General features: G+C 51.0%; 10 protein-coding genes. 1 reads left to right on the top strand and 9 read right to left on the bottom strand.

What is annotated here, in order from left to right; all coding sequences use genetic code 11:
- Positions 1 to 50 precede the first annotated feature (50 nt).
- The 3 genes from Q0Y65_RS05020 to Q0Y65_RS05030 form a co-directional block, all read right to left on the bottom strand.
- Positions 51 to 950, bottom strand: a complete 900-nt coding sequence (locus tag Q0Y65_RS05020; protein ID WP_297957855.1) for a PHB depolymerase family esterase — start codon at positions 948 to 950, stop codon at positions 51 to 53.
- Positions 951 to 1137: 187 nt separating this feature from the next.
- The gene (locus tag Q0Y65_RS05025) at positions 1138 to 2091 is read right to left on the bottom strand and encodes a hypothetical protein (protein WP_297957856.1); all 954 of its coding nucleotides are present in this window, start codon (positions 2089 to 2091) and stop codon (positions 1138 to 1140) included.
- A complete protein-coding gene (locus Q0Y65_RS05030) occupies positions 2078 to 2632 on the bottom strand; it encodes an RNA polymerase sigma factor (protein ID WP_297957857.1) in 555 nt (184 codons plus the stop codon). Before Q0Y65_RS05030 ends, Q0Y65_RS05025 begins: the two co-directional genes overlap by 14 nt.
- 354 nt (positions 2633 to 2986) lie before the next feature.
- Between Q0Y65_RS05030 and Q0Y65_RS05035 the strand changes: the two genes are divergently transcribed.
- Positions 2987 to 3931 carry a flavodoxin family protein gene (locus Q0Y65_RS05035; RefSeq protein ID WP_297957858.1) on the top strand — a complete coding sequence of 315 codons (945 nt, stop codon included), beginning with the start codon at positions 2987 to 2989 and terminating at the stop codon, positions 3929 to 3931.
- A gap of 80 nt (positions 3932 to 4011) precedes the next feature.
- On the opposite strand, the gene Q0Y65_RS05040 is transcribed toward Q0Y65_RS05035, so the two are convergent.
- The 6 genes from Q0Y65_RS05040 to Q0Y65_RS05065 form a co-directional block, all read right to left on the bottom strand.
- Positions 4012 to 6108, bottom strand: coding sequence for a glycosyl hydrolase family 18 protein (locus Q0Y65_RS05040; RefSeq protein ID WP_297957861.1), 2097 nt, complete (start codon positions 6106 to 6108; stop codon positions 4012 to 4014).
- A gap of 118 nt (positions 6109 to 6226) precedes the next feature.
- Positions 6227 to 6958 (bottom strand): polyphenol oxidase family protein, encoded by a 732-nt coding sequence (locus Q0Y65_RS05045; protein ID WP_297957863.1) that lies wholly within the window; start codon positions 6956 to 6958, stop codon positions 6227 to 6229.
- A gap of 1 nt (position 6959) precedes the next feature.
- Positions 6960 to 7979: an SGNH/GDSL hydrolase family protein gene (locus Q0Y65_RS05050; RefSeq protein WP_297957865.1), complete on the bottom strand. Its 1020-nt coding sequence runs from the start codon at positions 7977 to 7979 to the stop codon at positions 6960 to 6962.
- Positions 7980 to 8105: 126 nt separating this feature from the next.
- The gene (locus Q0Y65_RS05055) at positions 8106 to 10805 is read right to left on the bottom strand and encodes a cellulose binding domain-containing protein (RefSeq protein WP_297957867.1); all 2700 of its coding nucleotides are present in this window, start codon (positions 10803 to 10805) and stop codon (positions 8106 to 8108) included.
- 529 nt (positions 10806 to 11334) lie between these two features.
- Positions 11335 to 12273: a hypothetical protein gene (locus tag Q0Y65_RS05060; RefSeq protein WP_297957868.1), complete on the bottom strand. Its 939-nt coding sequence runs from the start codon at positions 12271 to 12273 to the stop codon at positions 11335 to 11337.
- Positions 12270 to 12824 carry an RNA polymerase sigma factor gene (locus tag Q0Y65_RS05065; protein ID WP_297957870.1) on the bottom strand — a complete coding sequence of 185 codons (555 nt, stop codon included), beginning with the start codon at positions 12822 to 12824 and terminating at the stop codon, positions 12270 to 12272. Before Q0Y65_RS05065 ends, Q0Y65_RS05060 begins: the two co-directional genes overlap by 4 nt.
- Positions 12825 to 12899 lie beyond the last annotated feature (75 nt).

Here is a 12899-nt window from a genome sequence, read left to right on the forward strand (position 1 = left end):
GGAATATTTTTTATGCACCCTTAAAACTCCCCTGTATTTCGCGGCATACGTCACGACTGAGCGTCAAGGAACTCCAGTATGAGCTCGGTGGTGTCGATACCGTTTATGTCGTTGTCAGACCACTTCCATGTATGTCTGCCGTCCTTTATGAACAGGTCCCAGACCTGTCTGCCGCTGCTGCCAGTATACTTTTTCAGCTGAGAGCCCTTGCCTATTTCCGAGATCTCTGTCAGCTCCAGCCCGTCGGACTCCGCCCAGTAGCTCATAACGTCCTCTATGGCAGGAGCGGAGACATGATCCGCGCTGCCGTCGCTTTTCTTTGGCACAACGTCGTCCTTTTCACCTGTGAGCTGGAACACCCCTGCATTATTGGTCTCCGGCCGCTTTTTCCATACGCTCTGCTGCATCATGCCCGAAACACTGACAACAGCGGAATAGGTGTCCCCTGCCTGTGCCGCCAGGCGGTGAGCCATGAAGGCTCCGTTGCTGAAGCCCACCGCATAGGTGCGTCCGGGATCGAGACCGTATCTCTCCTGAAGGTGCTTTGCAAGGGCTCTAAGGAAGCCAAGATCGTCGTTTCCCGTACCGTCGTCCCATGAGGTCCAGCAGTTGGAGGAGGTGCGATCGTCGGGATCGCAGGCCCCCGTAACGTACACCACCGCATAGCCCTCCTCGTTGGCGCGTTCATGGAATCTCACGGAATTGCGGAAATTATCCGCCGTGTCCCCGTAGCCGTGGAGCATGACCACCAGCGGAGCATTCTGCGTATTCTCGGGAAGATCGGTGATGATATCATGCTGTACGCCGTCGAAGGTGCAGGAGGTGACAAGTCCGTCCGCCTCAATGATATCCTCAAGCACAGGCGGCGGAGAAGGCGCCCGTCTCACTGCGCAGCCTATAAGGCAGAACGTCACCAGCAATACCTCTATCAAAGCAAAAACCTTTTTCATACTCATCACCTCTGCTGTTGCTTTTCAACTATTATACCACAGCTTGCAGCCAAAAGTAAATACGGAAACCGTATCAGCCCAAAACAAAAAGGAGCTTCCGCTCCTTTTCGTCCTGTATGCCCCCCTTACACGAAAGGGATTTACTTTATATGGTAAAGGATACCAGTGCCAATATCCAATGCCCGCGCTAATGTCTGTAATACTCCGCCATAAAGCTGTCCAATACGGTCGCATCGCAGTAAAGCTCCGTATACAGATAATAACCGCCGCCTTCGTCAAAGCGCACCGCTATGATCTGGTTGGGATCGAAGCCCGTTATGCTGTATACAGGGGCTGTCATATAGCGTATCTCACCATTTTCGGGATCACGGGCCTCAAGCTTTATGCTGCCGATACAGCTTTCCGTCATATCAGCCGGCACATCACTGCCGTAGGCACAGTATCTTCTGCCGTCCAGATCGCCGAAGGGATAGAACCTGTCAGGCATTTCGCCTGCGGGCTCGCCCCCGCTCACGGGCGCTCCTCCGCCTCCAGGAGGCAGCTCTCCACCGCCTGGTACCTCTCCCCCAGCTGAAGGAACAGTAGTAAAGGTCGGGATAATCGGGCCGGCCGGGCTCGTGGTTGTCTTAGGCACAGATGTGATCTTAGGCGCAGTTGTAGTCTTGGCCGCAGTTGTAGTCTTTGCCGCAGTCGTAGTCTTTGCCGAAGTTGCAGTGCCTGCCGCAGTTGTGGTGGTTTTCCCGTCAGGACGTGTTCCCGTCTCACCGTGAGGAGTCTCCTCGTATTTGACGGAGGTCTTCGCAGTTGTGGTGACCGTGCCCTTATGTTCAGACGATGTGGTCTTTGCCGTCGCTGTCGCAGCGGGAGCTGTCACGGAAGACGTCACAGCAGCCGATGAAGGCGCTGTTGTCACCTCTGTATATGATGTTGAGGAGGTAGTTTCTGCAATTATTATATCAGGCTCATGAGGTATCTTGTCGGCAGGCGGCCTCAGCATGACCACTGCTGCCGCTATCGCAGCGCAAAGTCCCGTCACAGCAGGTATGCACCTGCGCATGACTATGCCGCGCCTGCGTTTCTTTTCCTCATATCTGTCACGGGCTTCAAGCACGTTCTCAGCCATTTCCTTATATGTCATCATAGCTGAAGCCCTCCTTTTCAAGCTCTGATCTGAGCGCTTTCCTTGCATTATACAGCAGGTTCTCCACCTGTCTGCGTGACTTTCCCATTACGTCCGCTGCCTCGGTAGCGCTGAACTCCTCAAAATAGGTCAGATACAGCGCCTGCCTGTATTCCTTTTTCAGCCTTTCCAGGGCGCGGTACAGCGTAACTCTGCGTTCTGTTACAAGATAGCCGCTCTCAAGGTCGGAAACATCTGCCACAGCCTCAAGCTCCTCCTGTCCTGCGTTTCTGTGTCTGTTTCTTTTTCTTGCGTGGTCAATTGCTATATTCCTTCCTATGGTATAGAGCCAGGTCTTGAAAGTGCTCCTGCCGCTGAAATGCGGCTTCTTCACTGCAAGCCTTATGAATGTATCCTGAACGCAGTCCTCTGCGGAAGCCAGATTATCGGTGTAGCTGCTGAGGTAGATGATGAGTCCGTCCTTGTAGACACGGATCAGCTCCACCATTCCGCCGTCATCACCTGCAAGGAAACGGCGGTAGCTACTTTCACCGTTATCCATAGCAGAAACTCCTTCCTGTGTTTTGCCTTTCATTTATTAGACGATGCCACAGCGGCAAAACTCTTAGTTTTGCGCCATAAAAAAATCATATATCCGTCATTCAGCTATAAGTCGGGATAAATATTTATTTTATCACATAAACCGTCTTTTTTCAAGTGATAACATTTACAATTATTTATGTGAATAATTGTGATATTTTTCAGCAATAAACGGGTTGCTTTTTTGTTGAAAACAACGTATAATTAAATATACAGACTTACAGGCTGTCCCTCAGCAGCCTGCTTCACCAAAAATAAACTATCATAAGCCGGATCCGACACACCACCTGCAAGGATCAGAAAAGGAGTTTTTATTATGGCATTCAAAGTAATGGGCGTTACAGCCGGCAGAAAAGACAGTAACTGTGAGATACTCACAAAGGAAGCTCTCCTCGTCTGTCAGGAGATGGGCGCGGAGATCACAATGATAAACCTCAAGGACTATGAGCTCCTTGACTGTACGGGCTGTACAGCCTGCACCATGGGTATGTCCATGGGCAAGAACACAGGCTGCTCCCTCAAAAACAAGGATGACAAGCACAAGATAATGGAGGTCATGCTCAATCAGGACGCGGTGATCTTCTCCGCTCCTACATATGCTCTCATGCCCTCATCGCTGTTCCTCAAATTCATGCACCGCAACCTTGCGTACGAGTCGGCATTCCTTACAAAGATAGGCGCTATCGAACCCCGTGACCGTGTAGGCGCTCTTATCGCTGTAGGCGGCTCTACACGTTCATGGCAGTCCCTTGCTATGGAGTGTATGCAGATAACCACAGTGACCAACAGCTTCAAGGTGGTCGATATGTATATGGCTACCCAGGTGCCTGCTCCCGCACAGGTGCTCCTGTATGAGGAAAAGCTTGCCCGTGCAAGAGAGATCGGTCAGAACGTTATGAAGGCGCTGAATACTCCCGCAGCAGAGCGCAAATGGCTGGGAGATCCCGACGCAGGCTGGTGTCCCAACTGTCACAGCAACTGCCTCTGCCTGGGCGAGGAGCAGTGGGGCGGTCTCAGGTACCCCATTGAGTGTGCGGTATGCGGCGCAGGCGGCGACCTTGTAAAGACCGACGACGGCAAGTGGAAGTTCGTTATCGCCGAAAACGGTCTCGAGCGCGACCGTACCACAGAGGAGGGCCGCGGAGTACACTGCGATGAGATAGCAGACGTTCAGGGAGGCTACTTCATGGATCCCGTAAAGCAGCAGACTGTTGCAGAAAGACTGGAAAAGTACAAGAAGATCACCTTCAAGGGCATCTGAGCCGGATAGTAAGAGAAATAATCATCTCCTAAAGAATAAACGGGAAGAGCCGCCTTCGGGCGGTTTTTCCCGTTTTGCCGTTATTTAAGATATGTAACGTAATCGGAATTGTAGTACTCCCAACTGTCTGCGGGGACAAGGCCGTTTCCGTAGTCCACCATATTGTTCTTTACGGAAAAAGCACTGAACCAGCCGTCCACCACATACATCCTGCGGCTCGTATCCTCCGCGCCGTAGGGCTGATCCATATACAACGTATTGTTCTCGAACACATGATGATACCCCCAGCCCTGAACCTGCTCATGCACCTCAAAGGCCGCAGCTATCTTTGGATTGCCGTTCCTGTAGCCCACATTGTCATGTACATAGCAGTCGTTTCCGCTCAGGTCAATGAAGCTGCCCGCATAATTCTCTCCCGTCATGCCGTCGCCGAAGAAGGTACAGCCGCTTATCTCCGTATCGGTGGTGTACTCCTTGACGTCGATATGCTCGGCAGCCACATTTTTAAAGGTGCAGCCTATGATCCTGTTATGGTCGCATTTGTAGTCATATCCCGTGGTGGACTTGGCGCTGCCCACATATACTCCCTCGCCGTACCCAGGGGATACAAGTCCCGTATCGTGGATATTGCAGTCCTTTACGGTACACCAGGAGCTTCCGTCGCGGATAGCCACAGCCTCTGCGCCGATCTTCCGCAGCTCACAGTTCCGTATCACCGTATGATCGGAATGATCGAGGACTATGCCCTTCTGTGAGTTGGTGCAGACAAGCCCGTCGATCACCCAGTAATCACCCGTTATATGTATAACGTAGCCTTGCCCGGTGGTGCTGCCCGTCAGTACAGGCGGATCATCGGGATCCAGTGCGGCCAGGGTTATGGGAGCCTCGGCTGTGCCGTCAGTTTCCGGGCTTACAGCTTTTGTGCCGCATTCATAGGTCCCCGGAGCTGCCTTTATCACATCGCCGGGAGAGGCGTTTTTTACCGCCTCATAAAGGCTCTTTGTATCCGTAACGATAACGGTGTTCTGCCTTGCAGCTTCAATAAGCGCCTTTTTCAGCAGCACCAGATCGAATACGTCAAGGCTGCCGTCGCTGTCGAAGTCGCCTGCCTGCCAGTTTTTCAGCGTCGTCTCCTTCTTCAGCAGCCAGCCCTGAAGCGCCGCAGCGTCCGCGATATTGAAACTTCCGTCGCCGTTGACGTCGCCCGTGATGAACTGCTCTCCGCCTGCAAGACGGCTGTTTATCACTCTCAGCAGCGAGTTTTCGCCCTTTGCGTCCTGAGTCAGCTCCCATATCATGATACCGCCGTAGCTTTTTGCAAGCTCTGCCTTTTTCGCCATGGTCTCCGCACCGTTATAGGCTACGCCGTTATAGCTGTCGCGGCTGTAGTTGGCGGAGTCCTTTTTCACCAGCTCTGCAAAGGGCTCATAGGAATCCCAGTCAAGCTCGCCGTCCGGCGTATAGCCGCGGCCGTAGAAGGGAACTCCCAGCACCAGCTTTTCAGCGGGGAGCTTTTTCACCGACGAGAAGTAGTCCAGACATTTCTCCGCATACTCATAGGAGGCGTGGGAGTATCTGTCCTCGTCGTTGTCATAGGCCATAACGTTGACGAAATCAAAGAGGGCAAAGGTCTCGGGAGACACCCTTCCCGCCACCCACTGAGCCGTGGCAGTGGACATCTCCATGTCTCTTTCGTCGCACAGCGACCTCAGCTCTTTACACCAGTCGCCGTAATATTTCCATATTTCATTCCCCGAGTCCAGCTCTATATCCAGGTCTATGCCGTCAAGGCCGTACCTCTCGCAGTAGGTCATGATATTACCGCTGAACGTCCTCATCTCATCGGGGGTATCTATGTACTGCATATAGCTGTCGCAGCCGCCTGCGCCGCCGAGAGCGGCAAAGACCTCCGCTCCCTTCTCATGGGCTGAGGAGACTATCTTCTCAAGCTCGCTGTCGGGTATCTCACAGCGCAGCTCTCCCCTGCTGTCGGGATTGCAGAACGCGATATTTATGTGAGTCACCTGAGAGAAGTCCATATCCCTGCAGGCGCTGTAGCTCCAGTCGGGAAGATAGCCCACTATGCGCTTTCCGCCTCTGTCCCGTGCAGCGGAGGTCTGCATGGGAACAGCTGCCGCAGCCACCGCAAAAGCAATGATAATATTTAACGATCTCATATATCTCAGCTCCTGTCTTATAAGAATGGTTCGTCCATTCGTCCTGTTACCTTCATTATATAGGAGCTCCGCCCCTTTGTCAACAGAAAACGGCAGCATGAGCACTCATGCCGCCGTTCTATTTCATCATAAAGAATGCAAGATCCTGTCTGCCTCTGTCACCGCGCCTGTAGGAATAAAAGCCTCTGCCGTGACAAGTGCATACCGATGTGCGGAATATCCTGTCAGAAGCTATGCCGTAACTTTCCGCTTTGTATGTCAGCGCCGCCGCAAGGTCAAGATACAGTTTCCCGTCTTTCCTGCGGAATATATTCCCCAGCTCCGCCTCCGTGAAGCTGCCTGTGAACTCGCCCGTGACCTCCTCGCCTACCTCGTAGCAGCTGCCGCATATGTGATGACCTATGGTCATGCTGAGCCTTTCCGCAGAAGCGCCCAGCTTCTCCATAAGGCTTATGCCGCTGCCGAGGAGCTCTCCTGCCGCCGCCTGCCTTCCGCAGTGCAGCAGACCTATTACTGCCGCCTCGTTATCGGCAAGGTATATGGGAACGCAGTCAGCGGCTATGACCGTCAGCATGAGACCGCGCTGTGCGGTCACAAGGCCGTCCGTCTTCTTCAGCTCGTTGTCCTTGATTATGCCGCTGCCGCCGTGACGGAATGAAACCTCCGCCACAGTCGTCCCCCCTGCCTGATAGGGTCTCACCATATGCTCAAAGGGAACGCCCAGACTGCGGCTCAGCTCGGTATAATCGTCAGTAGGCGGCATATCCGCGCTTTCTCTTGTCCATATGCCGCTGTCTCCCGAGGTAAAGCCGCCGAGGGCGAAATCATCGTCAATAAAGATATCCCTCATACTATTCCCTGCTCCTGCGCTTTCTTTTTATAAGGACTACCGTGAGTATGACTGCGGCTGTGAGAAGTACATCAGCTCCCACTATGCCGCCTGCCAGCGCCTTTTTTCCGTCGGCGGTAAGCTGCTTTTCGCCGTGCTCCACAGTCACATAGCTGAAGCCCGTTGTACGGAGCGTCTTGTCCACGGTCTCCGCAATGGCCTCATGTCCGGCCGCATTGGGGTGGATATCGAACTGTCCTATGCGTGTGAGCTCTCCCGCACGCCCCTTGAAATCCGAGGCAACGTCTATGACTCTGTAGCCCCTTGCAGCGTTCTTTGTGATTATGGTGTTGAGCCTGCCTATCTTCTCGTCGGAGAACTCGGTCACCATGCTGAAATCGCTGTAATACTCCAGAGGATCGTACAGAGTCTGGATAAAGACCTTTCCCTCCGTCCGCTTCAGCAGCTCCTCGGAGATCACCGCCATATTGTCGCTGAAGTGATCGAGAGCCCTGTCCACATCGCCGTCCATGGTCATAAAAGCAGTTGCAGCGCTGAACAGATCGAATCTGCCCGAATCGAATGTACCGCTCTCGTCAACTCCCAGACTCATTATAAGTGCAAGCATTATATCCAGCAGGTCGTTGCCGCCGATGGATACCACAACGGCGTCGCTGTCGGCAAGGTCCGTGTCAAGCTCTCCGCTTTTCAGCAACTCTATGAAGTCATCGGACGTATCTCCCGACACAGCCCTGTTGACCATGGTATGTCCGCATTGGCCCTCCAGCTGGGCAGTATACCTCTCGCCCAGTATATTCGCATAGGAGCGGCAGTGGTAGAGATCATCGGAGGCATAGCCCTCCAGTCCGTAGCCCGAGGCTATGGAATCCCCCAGGAACAGTATCTTCGGCGGCACCTCCGTCTCGTGTACCTCCTCCCATTCGGGTATCTCGGTCATGGTGCAGGAGGACAGACACGCCGCCGTCACAACGGCACACGCCGCTGCCGCAAGCCTTTTTACAGCATTCTTGGGATAAAGCATCTTCTCATCTCCTTTTCATAATTATATCATATGAGCCTGAAAATAGCAACAGACGCTGCATAAAAATATCCCCCTGCATACACAGGGGGATATCCTTTCAGCGGACCTGATGTCCGTTGTCATTTCTTATGAGAAAGAAACGTTGTCGATGAGAACAGCTGTATCATAGATGGAATCACCAACGTCTGTTACGCTGAATCTCAGTGAGATGTACTTGCCTACGCACTGGCTTACGTCGATATTGACCTTCTTCCAGCCTGTCTCGTAGCAGGTGTGGTCACCGCCGTCGAAATCGATGCCGCTTACAGGAGTCCACTGTGAAGTGTTTACCGACTCGTATGCAGCAGAAAGGACCTCAACATCGTTTACGTCGTAGATAGTAGCATAGAATCTGTCATCATACTGTGAACCTACATACTCCATAGGCTCCTCTGATACGAAGTCATAGTAGAAGCTGAGTGTCTCTGCGCCCTCGGGGATCTTGAAGGTCTGTGAGAGATAGCTTCCCTCTGTACCGCCGCTGATGTAGACATTCTCACCTGAGCCTACACCTGTTGTGAGGATAGCCATACGATTATTGCTTATAGTATCGATAGATCCGAGCTGAGTAATAACTCTTGCATCTCCGCCCTTCTTCCAGCCGGGAATAAAGAGGTTGAGTGTTGTGAGCGGCCATAATGTCTTTTCAAAATCGCCGTTTATAAGGTTACCTGTGTCGATAAGAGCATCGCCGTCACCATATAAAACAGGAGTACCGCCATCTCCGTCATCACTGCCGTATGTGGAAATGCAGTTTGAATAAGCAGTACCAACTGTATCACCTGAGAGCATATCCTCAAAGAGATCAACAGCAAAGGGGATAGCATAATCAGCATAAACAGAATTGTGGAAGCCTAAAACTGCGCTTGCACCTGAGTTGATGAAAGCATCGCCCAGACCGTAGAAGTAATCAGCGCCTGCACCGAAGCTCTCGCAGGTACAGAGAGCTACAACAGAATCATCGAGCTTTCCGCCGCTGTAGTAATCGCTGAACAGCTTGGGAAGAACAACATAGTAGGGATCTTCCGAATCCTCTGTCATTATAGCAGAGATCCTGTCCTCTTCCCAGTCATGAGAATGAGCATCGATGTTATCTTCCGAGCAGATCTCATTTGTGAGCATAATGGTAGTTGTTCCGATCTCATCAAAATCAGCATAGAGGCCGTGCATTACGATATAAGTAATCTCCTTGCCTGTAAGCTCTGACTTGAGCTCATCAACTGTAACTGTATCATCATATGATACTGAAGCGCCGAGATCCTCCCAACCGTCAAAAAGACTTTCGGGGACAGAGATCTGGGGAGATACTGCATTGAATACCTTTGCGTCTACGCTGCCTGCGGGCACGCCGTCTGCAATAGGTGCAGTGAGTACAAGATCAGTCTCTGAAACGACAGAAGAACCGCCGAGTGTTGAGCCCGCGCCTACTTCATCAAGCTTAACAACGCTGATGATGCCTGAGGGATACTTGAAGGTGAATACCTTGCTTGCTTCGTTATAACGGATGCTTCCTTCCTTGATAAGGCTGAAGGGCTTGTTCTCTGTGCCGTTCTCAGAAAGGCTTTCGAGAAGAGCCTGTGTCTGTGCAACCTTTTCCTCAATAGGAAGAGCATGGAAGCTGTCGCTGTTGATAAGGCCTGATATAGCGTTCTTTACTTCCTGAATACAAGCCTTCTGGTCGTCTGAGAAGTCCTCATAAACCACTACAGCGATATCGTTGGAGATATAATCGCCGTCAGCGTCGGTTCCCTTTGCAACGAAGCTGTAATCCTTCTTTGCGGAAATATCCAGATCCAGCTTGCAGCTGTAGATGCCGTCGCCCTGCATATCGTCGCCGCTGACGCTGAATTTGCCGTCGTCGAGCATAGAAGCAACAACGGAATCTGTTGAAGCGTCATAAAGTGTAACAGAGGTTACGTCAAGCTCTGTCTGAGCGTAGAAGTATACTGTCTTTGTGCCTGCTGACTTATGGATCTCCTTCTCGCTTGCGGAGAGTACAAGATCCTCAGTGGGCTGGGGCTTATCCTCGGGATCGATAACAACTGATGTAAGCTTGTAGTTATCAACTGTAGCGGTGTAGTCATCACCCTTGTCGGCAACATTGCCTACGAAGCCGAAGGTGACGCTTCCGCCTGCGGGGATAGCATTTGTCCATAATGTGCTTGCAACCGTATATCTGTTATCCTCAGTGCCTATTAGCCTTGCATCCCAGAGATCGGTTATTGTGAAGTTGGTATCAAAGGCAAGTGTCCATGCCTCAAGGGGAGCGTCGGTGTTGTTGGTTATAGTTACCTCACCGCGCATACCCGTGTTCCATTCGTCGGTGTAGTTCACGCTTACATCGTAGTCCTCTGTAACATCAACACGCTGGCTGCAGAGCTCGAATGCTGTGGGAGCGACAGCCTCTTCCTCGGTTGCGAGGATATAGCCGAAGCTTACGCTGTGGTCGGGAGCTACCTCATAGTTCCAGCCGAGGTTCTTTACGATATACTCTGAATCCTCATTGCTGTATACAGATGCATTCCACATATATGTGGGTGTTCCTTCGAGGTCATACTTGAGAGCCCAGTTGAGTATGGGCTCATCGCCTGTGTTTGTGAGGGTAACACAGATACTCTGTGCGCCTGTCCATGACTGCTCAACGGAATATGTCACATCATATCCGTCATAGCTGTAAACTGTTACATCAGCTGCGTGTGCGAATATAGCAGCCGGAACGAATGTGGTCACCAGTGCTGCGCTGAGGATACCGCTGGCAGCACGTCTCATAAATTTGCTTGTTCCCATTTTTACTCCTTTTGATAGTTAGTGTTTTTTAAAATAAGATAAATTATGTGCGGCAATATGTATCAGGGATCAGCCTATCCTGAAAGCAGCTCGCACGGAAACAAACAAATATAATCATATCATACAAATGGCCGCATCAAGGAGCCGTATGGCTCTGAAAGGGGGTGGTGCAGCCGTAAAACGGCAAAAAAATAAACGCACCTGTGCGCGTTCCTATCACGCTCCTTTGGTGTAAGAATTGATAATACTACAATTGCTGAATCTTAATGCGGGAAGTTTTCTTGAATAAGTGATCTGATCATAAAGCGCTGAATCCATTATATACCGTTGAATTCTCCATGTCAACAATCTTTTTGAAAATAAAATATAAAACGTCACATCGCACAAAACTGCTCATTTAAAATGCTGCCGGTTTATTCGTACATCACAAAGACGCGTTAGCCTTAATCAACGTATCAGCGTAAAAAAGTCCGCGCAGGGCACAAGAGCTCTGCGCGGAAAGAAGAATAAAAATGAGAAGTAATGATCATCAGGATATCAGATCGTTTTTTTCAGAAAGATCTATAACAGCAATCACACCATTTGAATATCTGTAGGTTATCACATAATTTGAATCGGATACGGTTATGCTGTCCTTGCGGACAAGGCTGTGAGGAGCATCTTCCGTTCCGTTATCAGCCAGCTCGTTCAGCAGTTCGCAGGCCCTTGATACCTTTTCCTCTCTTGACAGAGCCTTGAATCCTTCGCTTTTCATCAGCTCCGATACTGCTCTGTTTACCTCCTTGATATCGGAGACCTCTGACTTATCGAAGGTCTTATACACAGTTACGGTGACCTCATTCGACCGGAGGGTGCTGCCTCCAGAGGTGCATTCGGCACAGAATGTGTATTCCGCAGGCACGGACAGGTCGATATCCAGCATACAGCTGAAAACTCCGTCCCCCTGCATATCGTCGCCGCTGACTGCATTATCGGCATCGTCAAGCATTTCCGTTCTGCTTCCGTCCTCACTGCCTATAAGAAAGACACCGGAAGCACCGGCAGGCACCTCCGCCGTAAAGCGTACAGGCTTTTTCCCTTCTGCCGCCTTTATCTCATTTTCCGCGCATGAAAGAGAAATATCATACACGGGCTTCTGCTGTCTTGTTGCTTCGGTAGTCATAACGGTAGTCTTCTCCTTTTGGTCTGTTGCAATGTTTCCGCCGCCTCCCAGGCCGTATTCTTTTGCATTTTCGGCTGTCACGGTGACTGAAGCTTCATCAGACTTGATAAAGGCTTCTTCACTGCGATCAAAATTTTTATATCCCAGGACTCCCCCCGCTGTCAGAGCCGCTATGGCACAGGCCGCGGCAAGACATGGCTTCCATATGGGCTTTACGGCTTTTTTCTTCGGATTATCGGGAGAAGCCTCCTCGATAAGATCGTCGCTTATGCCGTTAAGTGTTTTCAGTATGCGCATCTGCTTCATAAACTCATCCCCTCCCTCTCCAGGTAACGCTTCAGACGGTTCCTTGTCCTTCTCAGCACAGAAACCACCTTTGTCTCTTTAAGTCCATGATCTTCTGCAATTTCTTTTATGGGGCTCATATACCAGTAACGGCGCAGGAATATGATCCTGTCTGTCTTTGGCAGCCTTCTGAGGAAGCCTTCAAGGCATTCCTGCAATTCCAGCTCCTCTGTCATATCGCAGCTGCTGTCGGGTATGCACTCCGCAAGCTCGTCAAGAGCAACCTTTACGGTATCGGAGCCTCTTTTTACGGCATGGATCCTTTCATATGCACTCAGGGCGGAATTCCTGACTATCCTGCCGATATAAGCCTTCAGGCTGTGGGGCTTTACAGGCGGGATAGTTTTCCAGAGCTTCAGGTACGCATCGTTCAGGCACTCCTCAGCGTCCTCGGTATTCTTCAGTATACCGCAGACTATGGTATTACAGTAAGCGCCGTATTTTTTCTTTGTCTCGATAACAGCGTCCTCGGAGCGTTGGAAATAGAGCTCTATGATCTGTGTATCTTCCATAGTTCCACCCCCTTCACTTATAAAGACAGATTTAAGACGAGATTAATGGAAGAATTTTTGTGAATTTTTTGTTAA

The sequence above is a fragment of the uncultured Ruminococcus sp. genome (assembly GCF_947301925.1).
GTDB lineage: Bacteria > Bacillota > Clostridia > Oscillospirales > Ruminococcaceae > Ruminococcus.